General features: G+C 67.1%; 14 protein-coding genes. 8 read left to right on the top strand and 6 right to left on the bottom strand.

From position 1 onward, the window contains the following. Positions 1-9 precede the first annotated feature (9 nt). Complete coding sequence (locus tag OG520_RS20730) at positions 10-1,872, bottom strand: YcaO-like family protein (protein ID WP_406014133.1); 1,863 nt, start codon at positions 1,870-1,872, stop codon at positions 10-12. Between the two features lie 413 nt (positions 1,873-2,285). Here OG520_RS20730 and OG520_RS20725 point away from each other — a divergent pair, with 413 nt between their 5' ends. The 4 genes from OG520_RS20725 (at position 2,286) to OG520_RS20710 (ending at position 6,387) form a co-directional block, all read left to right on the top strand. Beyond that, on the top strand, positions 2,286-4,004 hold the full coding sequence (locus OG520_RS20725; protein WP_406014132.1) for an MBL fold metallo-hydrolase: 1,719 nt from the start codon (positions 2,286-2,288) through the stop codon (positions 4,002-4,004). Positions 4,005-4,030: 26 nt separating this feature from the next. Continuing rightward, entirely contained in the window at positions 4,031-5,629 is a 1,599-nt protein-coding gene (locus OG520_RS20720; protein WP_406014131.1) for a DUF692 family multinuclear iron-containing protein, read from the top strand. Positions 5,630-5,732: 103 nt separating this feature from the next. Beyond that, positions 5,733-5,897 (top strand): hypothetical protein, encoded by a 165-nt coding sequence (locus OG520_RS20715; protein ID WP_259930233.1) that lies wholly within the window; start codon positions 5,733-5,735, stop codon positions 5,895-5,897. Positions 5,898-5,994: 97 nt separating this feature from the next. Beyond that, the gene (locus OG520_RS20710) at positions 5,995-6,387 is read left to right on the top strand and encodes an SgcJ/EcaC family oxidoreductase (RefSeq protein ID WP_317863850.1); all 393 of its coding nucleotides are present in this window, start codon (positions 5,995-5,997) and stop codon (positions 6,385-6,387) included. 79 nt (positions 6,388-6,466) lie between these two features. Here OG520_RS20710 and OG520_RS20705 read toward each other — a convergent pair whose 3' ends face one another. Both OG520_RS20705 and OG520_RS20700 read right to left on the bottom strand, forming a co-directional pair. Beyond that, positions 6,467-6,649, bottom strand: coding sequence for a DUF397 domain-containing protein (locus OG520_RS20705; protein WP_406014130.1), 183 nt, complete (start codon positions 6,647-6,649; stop codon positions 6,467-6,469). Next, a complete protein-coding gene (locus OG520_RS20700) occupies positions 6,646-7,644 on the bottom strand; it encodes a helix-turn-helix domain-containing protein (RefSeq protein ID WP_406014129.1) in 999 nt (332 codons plus the stop codon). The genes OG520_RS20705 and OG520_RS20700 overlap by 4 nt, the downstream gene beginning before the upstream one ends. Before the next feature lie 134 nt (positions 7,645-7,778). Here OG520_RS20700 and OG520_RS20695 point away from each other — a divergent pair, with 134 nt between their 5' ends. Then, positions 7,779-8,288 carry an ATP-binding protein gene (locus OG520_RS20695; protein ID WP_406014128.1) on the top strand — a complete coding sequence of 170 codons (510 nt, stop codon included), beginning with the start codon at positions 7,779-7,781 and terminating at the stop codon, positions 8,286-8,288. Here OG520_RS20695 and OG520_RS20690 read toward each other — a convergent pair. Genes OG520_RS20690 through pdhA form a run of 3 tightly spaced genes read right to left on the bottom strand, consistent with a single transcriptional unit; the run spans position 8,275 to position 11,865 of the window. After that, entirely contained in the window at positions 8,275-9,690 is a 1,416-nt protein-coding gene (locus OG520_RS20690) for a dihydrolipoamide acetyltransferase family protein (RefSeq protein WP_406014127.1), read from the bottom strand. The two genes, OG520_RS20695 and OG520_RS20690, sit on opposite strands and share 14 nt — an antisense overlap. A 10-nt stretch (positions 9,691-9,700) precedes the next feature. Continuing rightward, complete coding sequence (locus OG520_RS20685) at positions 9,701-10,681, bottom strand: alpha-ketoacid dehydrogenase subunit beta (RefSeq protein ID WP_399328631.1); 981 nt, start codon at positions 10,679-10,681, stop codon at positions 9,701-9,703. Between the two features lie 2 nt (positions 10,682-10,683). Beyond that, positions 10,684-11,865 carry a pyruvate dehydrogenase (acetyl-transferring) E1 component subunit alpha gene (gene pdhA / locus OG520_RS20680; protein WP_406014126.1) on the bottom strand — a complete coding sequence of 394 codons (1,182 nt, stop codon included), beginning with the start codon at positions 11,863-11,865 and terminating at the stop codon, positions 10,684-10,686. 341 nt (positions 11,866-12,206) lie between these two features. Between pdhA and OG520_RS20675 the strand changes: the two genes are divergently transcribed. The 3 genes from OG520_RS20675 (at position 12,207) to OG520_RS20665 (ending at position 14,573) form a co-directional block, all read left to right on the top strand. Continuing rightward, positions 12,207-12,866: a response regulator transcription factor gene (locus OG520_RS20675; protein ID WP_266425659.1), complete on the top strand. Its 660-nt coding sequence runs from the start codon at positions 12,207-12,209 to the stop codon at positions 12,864-12,866. A gap of 143 nt (positions 12,867-13,009) precedes the next feature. Then, complete coding sequence (locus OG520_RS20670; RefSeq protein WP_406014125.1) at positions 13,010-13,459, top strand: pyridoxamine 5'-phosphate oxidase family protein; 450 nt, start codon at positions 13,010-13,012, stop codon at positions 13,457-13,459. 121 nt (positions 13,460-13,580) lie between these two features. Beyond that, entirely contained in the window at positions 13,581-14,573 is a 993-nt protein-coding gene (locus OG520_RS20665) for a phosphotransferase (protein ID WP_399328763.1), read from the top strand. Positions 14,574-14,598 lie beyond the last annotated feature (25 nt).

Below are 14,598 nucleotides of genomic sequence, written 5' to 3'. Positions count from 1 at the left end.
CTACGGCCATCACCCGAGGGGATGTGGCCACCGTGCATCGACATCGAGTTCGGGCCCCAACACCTCGGTCGCACGGCTTCGGAAGGCCGGCGTCGCGGTACCGAAGTCGACGACGAGCAGCCGTTCGGATGTGGCTCGGGCAATCTTCCATCGCCGTTCATCCGGTCCTTCCACCGAGAGGTCCTCGACAGTGATCGCCGACCTCAGAGTCTCGATGCCTGTGCTGCCGCATCGCAAGGCGCGTGGGGAACCGGCGCTGAGCAGGAAACGCGTCTGATCCACCGGAACCCGTCGATGTGCGAACCACGCCTCGTGCTCCCATGGTTGACTCAACGTACCGGTGACGGGGTTCTCCTCGCTGAAGACCGAAGTCTTTCGCAACACCAAGCGGTACACCAGCGCTTTGGCAATCTCCCGCAACGCCCTGGCCGCAGCCTCGGGCTCGTCGGCGCCGGCCCCGGAGGACGTGATGATTCCTCCGTGCCCCTCGGCATGGACCACGGCCATTACCGCTGGAACACCATAGACCGGGTCAGCGATGTCCAGCAGGCTCAACTCCACGCCCCCCGAGCGGCAAAGGGACAGAACCGCGTCGGTGAGCGGGCTGCTCGGCGGCTGCAGTCCCGGTGGCGTCTGCTGCGTCAGCCAGGTACGCAGGAAGCAATGGCGCTCGTACAACTCATACATCGCCGCATCGGCCGCCGCCGAGTAACGGGTGTGCGCGGCCATGCCGTTGCTGTTGCCGAGTCGGCGGCGAGAGCCCAAGAGGGCAAGCCGTTCGGCGAGTTCCCCCTTGGCTCGAAGGCGCGCACCGTCAGCACTGGTGTCCACCCCGAAGCCGCATTCCCGGCCGCCATCGGTCTTCGGTCCGTAGGCGTTGGCGTAGTACAGGGACTGACCGTTGGCCAGGATGCACTTGACCTCTTCGGCCTTGACCCAGTCAGTGCCGGAGGAGCTGCTGTCCGCAGGAACTGCACCCACGGCATAGAGGGGTACGGTGCCTTCGCCCAGGTCGAGATGGTGTGCCACCGCACGGTCGTCGAAGCCGCCGAAAGGCCGGCAGTCCATACCGGCGGTCCCCAGCACCTGGATCAGCGCCTGCGCTGCATGGCCGGCTTCGATCAAGGCATATCGGTACCCGCGAGGGCCGTACTTGGCTGTGGCATCGGCCAGATCCGCCACCAGCCAGAACCTCGTCGCCACGGCAGCGAGAGTCGGGTCCAGTCCCAACTCATCGGTACAAGACGCAGCTTGGCGCGAGACAAGTCGTCCTGACGAAGGATCGAACGCGATCAACTTGCCCCTGGTCCCGGCTGCACCGCTTTGCTCGGCGACCAGGTGTACGGGATAGAGGGCACCGGCGGACGGATAGAGCCGACTGTCCGGATCGTGCAGGGTCTGCATGACGGACCAAAGCCGCCCCTGGTCCACCGCCTTCGCACGAGGGCCGCCGAAAGGCGCGAAGCTCGGCGCACGACGTAAGGAGAGCGGCAGGTCAAGGCCGTCGGAGACGCCACCGGGCAGGAAGCGCTTTGCATGACCGCGCTTTTGATACTGCATCAGTTCATCGGGCGTGTAAGCGAGACCACGATTGATCGGAACCGATGATTCGGCATGCATGCGCAGGGCCTGCAGGTGCGCCGCATGGGCGCCCCGCGTGACAAGGCCGTACTCGCTCAGGGACAGGGCGACGTCTCGGGGAATCTCGCTCGCCGATACCGGGTTCTCGGTCATCTTCAGCAGACGGCTTCGGAGCTCCGAATCCGGAACGCGGACTCTCATCCGAAGTTTCGGCGAACGGAATGTAATCAGCGCGTCCTCAGCGGTAACCGAAACACCGGGCGAGTACTCAAACCATCCATCCTGGTCCATGGGGGGCACCCTCCGGGTTTGCAGTAGTGGTATAGCCACGGGGCCCGCTGTGGCACCAGAGAACTGGGGCCACAGCGGGCAGAGCCCGTTTCTCCGATTACTGGCAGCGAGAGTTGGCCGGCATCAGGAACTCGGCGTCGAACTCCTCGATCTCTTCGATGACGATCTCGGTGTTCGAGTTCTCGTTGACCTTCGGCTCCATGATTTTCCTCCTATTGATGGAGAGCGATCCCGACGGGGTTCCCGGCGAGACTCCGGTACGAACCGGATGGCATGACTTGACCACGCCCGACAGTCCTCGGTCAATAGACTCAGACGTCTTCGGCTGTACCCGGATCAGGGGACTGGTGGACCTTGATATCGAGGTCGACAATGGTCTGGAAACTGCTGCTTCCGAAGGTATGAGGTGAACCATGCGGGTCACGAGGGTCCAGCACACGTGCTTCGTCTTCGATACCGAAGACGGACGGCTCGCCGTTGATCCCGCGTTGGATTACTTCGGAAACCTCTGGAGTCCCAGAGGCAGGAACAGGATGGCAAGTCAACTGCTTGCGGACGTCTCGGCCGTGGTCATCACCCATTCCCACAGTGATCACTTCCATCTGCCGACGCTGTTGCACTTCGACCGAGACACTCCGGTCGCCGTACCCTCCAGCGACCGGTCGTCGGATTTCCCGATGGCAGCGGAACTTGCCGAGTACGGGTTCACGAACGTCATTGAAATAGAGCCGATGCAGACTGTTCGGCTTGCTGGTATTGACGTGACCTCTGTCCCAGCACCCGACTCGATCGAGGGCGTACCTCAGCAGTCCCTTTTGCTGGAGAGGGAAGATCTGCGAATACTGCACGGCGCGGACACGTTGGAAGATTTTGACGCTTTCGAGAAAATCGCACAGGAGCGGCCCATACGCATCGCCATGCTCCCCTTGAATTGCAGCCTGAACTACCAGAATCTGCGGAACCAGATGTCACCCGGAACTTTCCTGGAGGCCGCCCGAATTCTCCAGCCCGAGGCCATGGTTCCGCTCGGTGTGAATGAAGGTCCACGACGTGGCATCACGGCGACGGACGTACCGTGGTTCCCGCATGGCGAAGCGTTGTACCGAGATCGCGCCTTTCTCGCCGCCCATCCCGAGGGCTCCCGGCTTTTGGCGATCGAGGACGGCCAGTCCCTGCACGTGCACGAAAGCGCTCCGCTGGAATCCGTCGAAAGCCTGGTCGAAGCGGCGGACAACGGTTCCAGCGACGTAGAGATCGTCCTGGGCAGGTTCTGGTCGCTCCTGATCGACGTACATGTCCGTGACCGGTACTACTTCGGACTGGTCCTGGACCGGGAACACGGGCAGTGGCGCGATGCCTGGCTTGAGTGTCGCTCACGGCTCGAAGAACTGCTGGCGGACTGGGACAAGGTTCTGCTCAGCGCGATCGAGGGCCTTCCCGAAGGACGCGTCAAAGCACCGGTACTGCGCTACTTTCCGCGCACCGTCGGCAGGTTGGCCTCCCAGGGCGACAGTCTCGCGCAACTCGTTCTCGACAGCCTGTGGCTGCTGGAACCCGGCCTCAGCGAGCAGGACTACGTACAAGCGCTGTACGGTCTGCTGGCGGCGCGGGTCAGGTCCGACCCTTCGGACCTGTGGCACTGCCGCAGGGAGTACTCCGGCTGGCTCCAGGCACGTCAGGAGCGGAAGCGGCCGGCATTGCCGCGGGGATTCGACGAGAACGCCGCGGACCAATGGCTGCGCCGCCAGGCAGCTGCTGATCGCCGTTCGGCGGACTATGTCCATCCTCGGATCAATCCGATCTTCGGCCCCTTCGACGTGTCCGGAGTGCCCAGCCTCAACGGTGAGCCGTCGCAGGACGGGCCTGTACTGGCGCTGCACACCCTGAGGCACCAGAACGGGCGCGCCAAATCAGTCGCCACCGTGCTGCGGGGGGCGGAGGCACGGCTGGCCGAGGCCGTCGTCCAGGCCGACGGAACCGCCTCGATCGCCGAACTCTGCGACCGGCTCGACCTGTCCACTTCGGAGTTCGAACAGTTTCAGCTGCGGCTGGGAGGTTTCGATCCGTACTGCCTCGAAGGCCACTGGTACCCGAGCGAAGCACTGGCCTGGCGACCCGACTTCCGGGCGTGAACTCCGCTAGCAGGAAGGCTGATCCGATGTCCTTCGGACCCGAATACTTCTCCACCCTGCCCCGCTACGGGGTGGGCCTGGGCGTCAACCCGTCCGATATACACGAGGACTACCTCGATCGCGCTCCGATCGATCTGGACTTCTTCGAGGTCACCTCACCGACTGTGCGCCACCAAGGGCCGGTGAACTACCGCGAGATCCAGCGCAGGCGCACCGCGCCGACGGGCTTCCGACATCTGCGGATACCCGAGTTGGCTGCGGACCATCGCGTCCTGGTGCACAGCACAGACCTCAATCCCGTCTATCCGCAGGCCCCCGAGCAGGGTGACCTGGACAGCTTGCGCTCGCTCGTTGCCGTCGCCGACGCTCCATGGGTGACGGAAGATCTCGGCGTTTGGCTGATGAGTGAGCGGCACGTCTACCCGTACTTCATGCAGTTCCCGGTCACGGACACAACCCTGGCCGTAACCGTGGACAACGTCCATCGGATCCATGAGGGCCTCGGTGTCCCGTTCAATGCCGAGTTCCCGCCGATGACCATGGCCGTCGGGGACATGCACGCGTTCGACTTCTTCCGCACACTGGTGAGCGAGACAGGCGCGGGCATGTGCCTGGATATCGGGCATGTGCTCAGCTACCAGATCGCCCGGGGTGCTTCTCCCACCGCAGACTTCCACCGACTGCCCTGGGACCACATCACCGAGATTCACCTCGCGGGTGGCGGTATCGATCTGCACTCTCATGGTTACCAATATGACGACAGCCATGGTGATGCCCCCATCATCTCGGTCTGCTTCGACATGCTGGACGAGATCATCAGGACCGCGCCGAACCTCCGCGCCATCACGCTGGAGGTCTTCGGAGCCAAGGCACCCAGGAAGGCCTTGACCAGTCTGCGGGCCATCCGGGAACGCCCCTCCGTCGCTGCCTGGCTGGAAGGACGAAGTGAGCCTGCCACGTCGCGACCACAGCTTGATGAAGCACGCGTCCGGACTCGCGAAGCGGTTGTCGGTATGTACGACCTCCTGCACGGCGGTGAGAAGGTGTCCGGCAAGACCCTCGCGGCCGCCGGCGAGCCGGTGCTTCATTCCTTCGCACAAGCCGAGCAACAGCGGTGGGAGTACGAACGGATCCAGCGTTTGCGGATGCATGGCACAAACGTGTCAAGCTACTTTCCGCTGACCGCCGGCTGGCTGATGCATCGTGAACAACTCGAAGAGCTGGCACTCTTCGAGCTCCTTGTACCTCGCCTGGGTGGCTCCGAGATCACCATGTGGGACAAGGTCAATGCGACGTTCGAGGCACTGGTCACAAGACAACCGGACGACCGAGTCGGGCCCGAACTGTTCCGTGTCGAACAGTGGATGAACACTTGTGCCGCCGCTCAGGGCAAGGGTGAGGAGGCGGAATTCACCGTCAATGTCCAACGCGTCATCACAGGCTTGAAAACGGGCTGCCTCGCACCGACCCGACTCCTGTCGGATGAGCCGCTCACCATGCGGCACCTGGGCGAATGCCGCTTCGAGATGGTCGGGGGGGAGTCCGACCTGCATGACGTTCCAGCCGTCGGCACCGCGCCCCACCCCACTGAGCCCGGCCGTGCTGCCTGCTGCAGTGGTCAGTGACAGGGGAGTTGACGGCGTTCGTACGATGGTGAGGAAACGCATCAACGCCCGCCCCGGGCCGTGAGCCGGGCGGGCCGAGCGGGGGAAGAAAGGTGCGTGCCCGGTGTCTGTCGGGCTCCTCTCCACTATTGCCGCCGTGTTCTACGGGGGCACGGTCTCCGTCCTCGCCCTCACCGCGACCTTCGCCCGGCGTCGCACACTGCGACGTGAAGCACGCAGCACGCTCGCCCTGCTGGTGCCGGGGAGGGCGGTGGAGTCGGAGCGTTAGCCGGCCCGGCCGGGTCAGTCCGACGACCGGACCGGCCCGGCCGATCTCGCAGCTGGGCCTTGACCTCAAGTCCGCTTGAGATCCCAGAGTGATCTGCATGAACACCGAAACCGCAGACATCAAAGCCATCGAACAGGTCGTCGCCACCGTCGAGCGCGCTCAGCGCGCCAAGGACGTCGAGGGCTTCCTCGCGCTCTTCCACCCCGACGCCCTCTGGACGACCGGCCACGGCAAGGTCCTGATCGGCTTCGACGCGATCGCCGAGTTCACCCGCACCGTGCTGCCCGCGGCCAACTGGGAGGGCGAGATCACCTACGAGGCAGTGCACACGCAATTCCTGCGGCCCGACGTGGCGGCCGTCAAGGTCCGGCAGGTCTACCACTCACCGGAGGGCGAAACGGAAGGCGCTCCGCTCTACGTCATGACGAAGCAGGATGACGGAAGGTGGCTGCTGCACGCCTGCCAGAACACGGCAGTGTGGGCCGAATAGACAGCTCGAAGTCACGGACGGCGACGGCGCGGGGGATATCGCAGGCGGCCTCCTCGCCCTCGCCGTTCCACCGCCACGCTTATGGTTGCCGGCGCAGGCCCGCCGTGAAGCTGTCCCACGCGGCGGGAGCGAGGACGAGGAGAGGGCCGTCGGGGCGCTTGGAGTCGCGGACGGCGACGGTGCGGGGGATGTTGCGGGCCACTTCGACGCACTCGCGCTCGGGCGTGCTGTAGCTGGACTTGGCAAACTGAAACGCTGTCATTCCTTCAATTCCTTAGCGATGCCGTCCATGAACTGAACCGAATCGTGAGGCGACAGGCTCACCTTCATCACGTGGTTGAACACCATGACGAATGCGGCGCTCTCCTCCGCATTCTCGACCCAGATCGTCGACCGAGGGGCGTCCATGTGCACGACGTCCACCGCCTCGTTCTCCCCGAACGACAGGACATTGAAGGGGCCGCCGATCCCTGCGTTCGCTCCCACCCGGAAGGGCAGAACCTGGATGTGGACGTTGGGCCGTTCCGCCAGGTGACACAGATGGGTCAACTGGCGTCCCATGACAGCGGGTCCACCCACCATCTGGCGAAGTGCGGCCTCCCAGATCACCGCGTGGATACGCAGAGGCACCTCGTCATAGAGACGCTGCTGGCGCTTGGCGCGCCCCTCGACCACGTCTTCGATCCGGTCAAGGTCCTCCCCTGACATGCTGGCCACGCCCAGCGCGCGGGTGTACTCCGCTGTCTGAAAGAGTCCCGGGACAAGCGCCATCTGCCACTGCCTGATCCTGATTGCAGCATCTTCCATGGCAATGTAGTCCACCTGCGTGGCAAGGGTAGGGGTGTCATTCCACCAGCCCTTGACCTTGCGTCGGTCACGGTCCGTCTTTGCAAGGTCCAACAAGCCTGCCAGGACCTTTTCGTCCGCCATTCCGTACAACTGGCACAGCGCCCGGATATCCGGATCACGTACCGGAACCCAACCGCTCTCCATCTTGACGACTTTGGTTGCAGTCGCACTCAGATACTGAGCCGCCTGCTGCTGCGTCATGTCCGCCGCCAGGCGCATCTGTTGCAGTTCCCCGCCCAGGCGCCGACCGAGCACCGTTGAGCTCCGATTGCTGCGCACGCCAGCACCAGATTTCCGCATGGCGACCTCCCATCCATCGCGCTCAGTGTGCCAGGAAGCACGTCTCACGCCGACCCATTCGCTCGTCTGGGGAAGATATTCCCCAAACAGCTTGAGCGTGAGACACATACATCGCTACGTTCAGTCTCGGCCGCTCACCCTGCGGCAACGACCGGCGGAAGTGCACCGCCCTGCCCCGCGCCGAAACCGGCGCCCCGCAGCCGCGGCATCGCCACCGCCCCCTCACCGAGAGGCACGCGCCCATGACCGCAGCCCAGGCGATCCCCGTCCCCGAACCCGTTCTCCGCGAGGACCGACTCGACTACACCCCCACCGCGCGCAGCGTCGCCCCGTGTCGTCATCGCGCCGCCCGGCTCATCCTCCAGTGGGGCCATCCGGAGTTGGCCGGCGACGCGTCCCTGCTGGTCAGCGAGTTGGCGACCAACGCACTGCTGCACGGCGCCATCGAGGGCCGCCTCTTCCGCGTCCACCTCACGCTCACCACGACCACGCTCCGTATCGCGGTGAGCGACGCACGCGGCGAGCGGTTGCCCGGTCTGCGCGAGGCCGAGGACGATGAGTGCTACGGCCGCGGGCTCCTGATCGTCGCGCGGATCGCGGACCGCTGGGGCGTCGAGCCGCGCACCGTCGGCAAGACCGTGTTCGCCGAACTCGCCCTGCGGCAGGGGCCGGAGATGCCGATGGGCCCGCGCGAAGTCGTTCGCGCGGGCCCATCTCGCACAGGTACCGAAGTGACTGCTACGCCCAGGTGATCAGGCGCTTCGGCTGTTCCAGGATCGCGGCGACGTCCGCCAGGACCTTGGAGCCGAGCTCACCGTCGACCAGGCGGTGGTCGAACGACAGGGCCAGCGTGGTGACCTGACGGGGCTTCACCTTGCCCTTGTGGACCCACGGCTGGAGCTTGATCGCACCGACCGCGAGGATCGCGGACTCGCCCGGGTTCAGGATCGGCGTGCCCGTGTCGACGCCGAAGACGCCGACGTTGGTGATGGTCACCGTGCCGCCCGCCATGGCCGCAGGGGACGTCTTGCCCTCGCGGGCCGTGGAGACCAGCTCGCCCAGTGACGCGGCCAGTTGCGGGAGCGTCTGCTCGTGCGCGTCCTTGATGTTCGGCACGATCAGTCCGCGCGGGGTCGCGGCGGCGATGCCCAGGTTCACATAGTGCTTCTGGACGATCTCCTGGTTCGCCTCGTCCCAGGCGGCGTTGACGCCCGGGTTCCGCTTGATCGCGACCAGGAGCGCCTTGGCGATGATCAGGAGCGGGTTGACCCGCACCCCCGCCATCTCCTTGTCCTCCTTGAGCTCCGCCACCAGCTTCATCGTGCGCGTCACGTCGACGGTGACGAACTCGGTGACGTGCGGAGCCGTGAACGCGCTGCCGACCATCGCCTGGGCGATGGCCTTCCGTACGCCCTTGACCGGGATGCGGGTCTCGCGGGCGCCCACCGTGGTGACCACGGCCGGAGCCGGAGCCTCGGGAACGGGGACGGCCTGCGCGGCGACGGGCGCGGGGGCCTGTGCCGGTACGGGCGTGGCCGCCGCGTGCACGTCCTCGCGGGTGATGATCCCACCCTCGCCGGTCGGGACGACCGTCGCCAGGTCGATGCCCAGGTCCTTGGCCAGCTTGCGGACCGGCGGCTTGGCCAGCGGCCGACTCTCCGGGACCACGGCGCCGTGGCCGTTCATCTCGCCCTGGATCGCCGCCGCGGCAGCGGGCACCGCCGTCGTGGCGCCCTTGCGGGCCCGCCGCTTGGTCGAGCTCTCGGCCACGCCGTACCCGACCAGGACCGGCTGACGGCCCTTGGGAGCCTCCGGCTCCGGTTCGGCCGCGGCGACCGGCGCGGGAACGGCAACCGGCGCCGGGGCCGCGTCACCGCTGCCCGGTGCCACGTCCACCGCGATGATCACCTGGCCGACGTCGACGGTCGTGCCCTCGGGGAAACGCAGCTCGTGCACCACCCCGTCGAACGGGATCGGCAGCTCCACGGCCGCCTTCGCCGTCTCGACCTCGCACACGACCTGGCCGTCAGTGACGGTGTCGCCGGGCTGGACGTACCACTTGAGGATCTCGGCCTCGGTCAGTCCCTCGCCCACGTCGGGCATCTTGAACTCACGGAAGCGAGCAGCGTTGGAAGTGTCGGTCATCGTTGTCACGTCCCAGTCCTCAGTACGCCAGCGAGCGGTCGACGGCGTCGAGCACGCGGTCGAGACCCGGCAGGTACTCGTCCTCCAGCCGCGCCGGCGGGTACGGGGCGTGGTAGCCGCCGACCCGCAGCACCGGTGCTTCCAGGTGGTAGAAGCAGCGCTCGGTGATCCGGGCCGCGATCTCGGCCCCGGAGCCGTAGAACACCGGCGCCTCGTGGACCACGACGAGCCGGCCGGTCTTCTCGACCGAGGTCTGGATGGCGTCGAAGTCGATCGGGGACATCGAGCGCAGGTCCAGGACCTCGATCGACTTGCCCTCCTCCTCGGCGGCCGCGGCCGCTTCCAGGCAGACCTTCACCATCGGGCCGTACGCGACGAGCGTGAGGTCGGTGCCGGTACGGGCCACCGAGGCCTTGTGCAGCGGGCCGGGGATGGAGTCGGTCTCGACCTCGCCCTTGTCCCAGTAGCGGCGCTTCGGCTCGAAGAAGATGATCGGGTCGTCGCTCTGGACGGCCTGCTGCATCATCCAGTAGGCGTCGTTCGCGTTCGACGGCGAGACCACCTTCAACCCCGCGACGTGCGCGAACAGGGCCTCGGGCGACTCGCTGTGGTGCTCGACGGCACCGATGCCGCCGCCGTACGGGATCCGGACGACGACCGGCAGCTTGATCTTGCCGAGCGCGCGGGCGTGCATCTTGGCGAGCTGCGTGACGATCTGGTCGTACGCGGGGAAGACGAAGCCGTCGAACTGGATCTCCACGACGGGCCGGTAGCCGCGCAGGGCCAGGCCGATCGCCGTACCGACGATGCCGGACTCGGCGAGCGGGGTGTCGATCACCCGGCCCTCGCCGAAGTCCTTCTGGAGTCCGTCGGTGATCCGGAAGACCCCGCCGAGCTTGCCGACGTCCTCACCCATGATGAGGACCTTGGGGTCGGTGTCGAGAGCCTTGCGGAGCGACTCGTTGAGAGCCTTCGCAATGGACATCTTTTCCATGGCCATGGCTACTTGCTCTCCTCGGCAGAGTCGGCGAACGATGCCTGGTAGGCGGCGAACTGGGCGCGCTCCTCGTCGACGAGCGGGTTCCCGTCGGCGTAGGCGTGGTCGAAGATCGCGATCGGGTCCGGGTCGGGCATCGCCCGTACCGCTTCGCGCACCCGCTTGCCGAGCGCTTCGCTCTCCTCGTCCAGCGCGGTGAAGAACGCCTCGTCGGCGGCGCCCTCCTTCTCCAGGTACGCGCGCAGCCGCAGGATCGGGTCCTTGGCCTCCCAGGAGGCCCGCTCCTCGTCCGCCCGGTACTTCGTCGGGTCGTCGGAGGTGGTGTGCGCGCCCATCCGGTAGGTGAACGCCTCGACGAGGGTGGGCCCCTCCCCCCGGCGGGCCCGCTCCAGCGCCGACCTGGTGACGGCCAGGCAGGCGAGTACGTCGTTGCCGTCGACCCGGACGCCGGGGAAGCCGAAGCCCTGCGCGCGCTGGTAGAGCGGGACGCGGGTCTGCTTCTCGGTCGGCTCGGAGATCGCCCACTGGTTGTTCTGGCAGAAGAAGACGACCGGGGCGTTGTAGACCGCGGAGAAGGTGAAGGACTCGGCGACGTCCCCCTGGCTGGACGCGCCGTCGCCGAAGTACGCGATCACGGCCGAGTCCGCGCCGTCCTTGGCGACGCCCATGGCGTAGCCGGTGGCGTGCAGGGTCTGCGAGCCGATGACGATCGTGTACAGGTGGAAGTTGTTGGTGTTCGGGTCCCAGCCGCCGTGGTTCACGCCGCGGAACATCCCGAGCAGATTGGTCGGATCGACACCCCGGCACCAGGCGACACCGTGCTCGCGGTACGTCGGGAAGACGTAGTCGTCGTCGCGCAGAGCCCGGCCGGAGCCGATCTGCGCGGCCTCCTGGCCGAGCAGCGAGGCCCACAGGCCCAGCTCGCCCTGGCGCTGGAGGGCGGTGGCCTCGGCGTCGAAGCGGCGGGTCAGGACCATGTCCCGGTACAGGCCGCGCAGCTCGTCCGCGGTCAGGTCGATCGAATAGTCCGGATGCTCCACGCGCTCGCCCTCGGGCGTCAGCAGCTGTACGAGCTCGGGCTCGGAACTCTGTGGCGTCTTCGCGGACGTCTTCGCGGTCGTTTTCACGGCGCTGGTCCGCTTGCTGCTGCGTCGCGGCTTGCGCGCGGCAGTGCTCTCCACGGTCACGTGCGTGCTCCTCCGTCGGTCCGGCCCCCGGGGTCTGCCGGGAAAGCCAGTGCGGCTCGCCTGTGTCCGTACCCGTGCACGGGGTGGGTGCCGCTCGGTCCGGGAACAGGCGTGACAGGTGCCCCGGCGAGCGTCCTGCCAAAAGCACGTTACCCAGTACGCCGCATAACTGCGAAACCCTATCTGACCTGCGATTTTGCTTGGATTTCCAAGTAAATCGAAAAAGTCGGGAACTCTCGCTGGTCACAGCACTGGTAACAGCCTTGCAGGCCGCCGGAACAACGGCACGTTATCCCGCCGTTCGGCGGCAGGGAAGAGGTGAGTGTGTGAGACTGCGTTTTGTGCGCGAACAAGGAAAAATCACCGTTTTTCTGTTGGACGACCACGAAGTCGTCCGACGCGGAGTCCATGAATTGCTCTCGTCCGAGGACGACATCGAGGTCGTCGGCGAGGCCGGCACCGCGGCGGACGCGCTGGTCCGCATCCCCGCGACCCGGCCCGATGTGGCGGTGCTCGACGTGCGGCTGCCGGACGGCAGCGGGGTGGAGGTCTGCCGGGAGGTCCGTTCCCAGGACGACAACATCAAATGCCTGATGCTCACCTCGTACGCCGACGACGAGGCACTCTTCGACGCGATCATGGCGGGTGCGTCGGGCTATGTGCTGAAGGCGATCCGGGGCAACGAACTGCTGAACGCGGTACGCGACGTGGCGGCCGGGAAGTCGCTGCTGGACCCCGTGGCGACCGCCCGGGTGCTGGAGCGGCTGCGCGACGGCAAGAAGGGCCGGGGCGAGGACAAGCTCGCCGGTCTCACCGACCAGGAACGCAAGATCCTCGATCTGATCGGCGAGGGGCTGACGAACCGGGTGATCGGCGAGCGGCTGCATCTCGCCGAGAAAACGATCAAGAACTACGTCTCCAGCCTGCTCTCCAAGCTGGGCATGGAGCGGCGTTCGCAGGCCGCCGCGTACGTGGCCAGGCTCCAGGCGGAGAAGCGCTGAGCACCACGCCCCGGACGGCCGGGACGACCCGGGCGCAGAGTCCGAGGGGCCGCGCGCGCCGGTGATCTTCGGGACTTTGGTCCCGGACCAAGCGGGGCCGCGGCCTCTTTCCGCGACCTCCCGGGTGGCGGAGAGTGGAGGCCATGTCCTCCGAGGAACTCCAGGCGATCGAACTGCTCGGCCGCGTCCGCTACGGCCGGCTGGCGACGAGCATGCGTGCCCTCCCGTTTCTGTCGGTGGCCCGCCACGTCGTGATCGACGGCCGCGTGGTCCTGCGGATGCACAGCGGTTTCGGGTACCACAACGCGTGCGACGGCACGGTCGTGGCGTACGGCGCGGACAACTTCGACGCCGCCGGCGCGGGGGGCGACGGTCCGCGGGGCGACGGTCCGGGAGACGACGGCGATCTGTGGGCCGTACAGTTCACCGGCACCGCCGAGATCGTGCACCCGGCACCCGGCCAGCGCGAGCTCTTCGGTGACGGTCCCGCCCGGGTGAACGGGGAGCCCTTCGACCCGGCGTACCTCAGGATCGAACCGCACTTCGCCTCCGTGCACACTCTGGGCTTCGACGCAAGTCAGCCGATCGGCTGACACAGTGTGATCTAACATCTGGTGAGTGCCGCGCTCATTTGTCACCCTTCCGCCCGCTCCGTCGGCCGGCGAGGTGCTGTTCCCGTCCGTGCCACGGCCGCCCGTGCCCCCGGTGAACGAGGTGCTGCGCCACTATCCGGACGCCGGTGAACCCCTGAGCTGCAAGCCCATCACCAAGGGCCTGCTCAACCACGGCTACCGCGTCTCCACCACCCGCGGCTCCTACTTCCTCAAGCACCACCTCGACGACTCCACCGGTGACCGCGCCACGATCGTCCGCCAGCACCGCGCCACCCAGCGGCTGCAGTCGCTGGGCGTGCCCGTCGCCCCGCCCGTGCAGGACACCGAGGGCGACACGGTCACGGAGATCGGCGGCCGGTGCTACGCCCTGCACCCGTGGGTGGACGGGCTGCACCGGGCGGGCGCCCAGCTCAGCACCGCGCAGTCGGAGCGGCTCGGGGCGCTGCTCGGGGCGGTGCACACCGGGCTCGAACAGGTCATGGGGGCGGGCACGAGGCTCGCGCACCGGTCCGTCGGGTACCGGAGCCCCGACCCCGCCGACACCTTCGCGATGATCGACGACCTGCTGACGGCCGCGCGCCGGCGCCGTCCCCGGGACGCCTTCGACGAGCTGGCCGAGCACCGCCTCCTGGAGCGGCGCACCCTGCTGGAACAGCACGCCGACCGCAGACCCCCCACCCCCGGCGCCCCGGCCACCGGCTGGGTGCACGGCGACTTCCACCCGCTGAACGTCCTGTACCGGGGCGGCGACCCGGTCGCGATCCTCGACTGGGACCGGCTGGGGGTCGAACCGCGGGCGGAGGAGGCGGTGCGGGCCGCGGCGATCTTCTTCGTACTGCCGGCCGGGAAGCTGGAGCTGGAGAAGGTGCGGGCGTACGCGCGGGCCTACCGGCAGGCGGCCGGGGCGGGGGCGGCGGAACTGGCGGCCGCGGTGCACCGGGTGTGGTGGGAGCGGCTCAACGACTTCTGGATACTGCGCTGGCGGTACTGCCTGCACGACCGGAGGGCCGACCCGCAGTTCCCTGCGGTGTCGGCCCTGGCGGTCTGGTGGACGCGCGAGTACGAGACGGTGCGCGAGGCGTTCACGGGGTGACCGGCCCGTGAACGACCGGGCCGGT

The organism is Streptomyces sp. NBC_00984, assembly GCF_045162475.1.
Taxonomy (GTDB): domain Bacteria; phylum Actinomycetota; class Actinomycetes; order Streptomycetales; family Streptomycetaceae; genus Streptomyces.
The sequence above is the reverse complement of the archived record's forward strand: the minus strand, read 5'-3'. Positions and strand labels throughout refer to the sequence as shown.

Excerpts from the sequence above, each read along its gene's own strand:
- OG520_RS20730 (WP_406014133.1), bottom strand. The coding sequence starts at position 1,872 with ATGGACCAGGATGGATGGTTTGAGTACTCGCCCGGTGTTTCGGTTACC.
- OG520_RS20725 (WP_406014132.1), top strand. The coding sequence starts at position 2,286 with ATGCGGGTCACGAGGGTCCAGCACACGTGCTTCGTCTTCGATACCGAA.
- OG520_RS20720 (WP_406014131.1), top strand. The coding sequence starts at position 4,031 with ATGTCCTTCGGACCCGAATACTTCTCCACCCTGCCCCGCTACGGGGTG.
- OG520_RS20710 (WP_317863850.1), top strand. The coding sequence starts at position 5,995 with ATGAACACCGAAACCGCAGACATCAAAGCCATCGAACAGGTCGTCGCC.
- OG520_RS20705 (WP_406014130.1), bottom strand. The coding sequence starts at position 6,649 with ATGACAGCGTTTCAGTTTGCCAAGTCCAGCTACAGCACGCCCGAGCGC.
- OG520_RS20700 (WP_406014129.1), bottom strand. The coding sequence starts at position 7,644 with ATGTGTCTCACGCTCAAGCTGTTTGGGGAATATCTTCCCCAGACGAGC.
- OG520_RS20695 (WP_406014128.1), top strand. The coding sequence starts at position 7,779 with ATGACCGCAGCCCAGGCGATCCCCGTCCCCGAACCCGTTCTCCGCGAG.
- OG520_RS20685 (WP_399328631.1), bottom strand. The coding sequence starts at position 10,681 with ATGGCCATGGAAAAGATGTCCATTGCGAAGGCTCTCAACGAGTCGCTC.
- OG520_RS20670 (WP_406014125.1), top strand. The coding sequence starts at position 13,010 with ATGTCCTCCGAGGAACTCCAGGCGATCGAACTGCTCGGCCGCGTCCGC.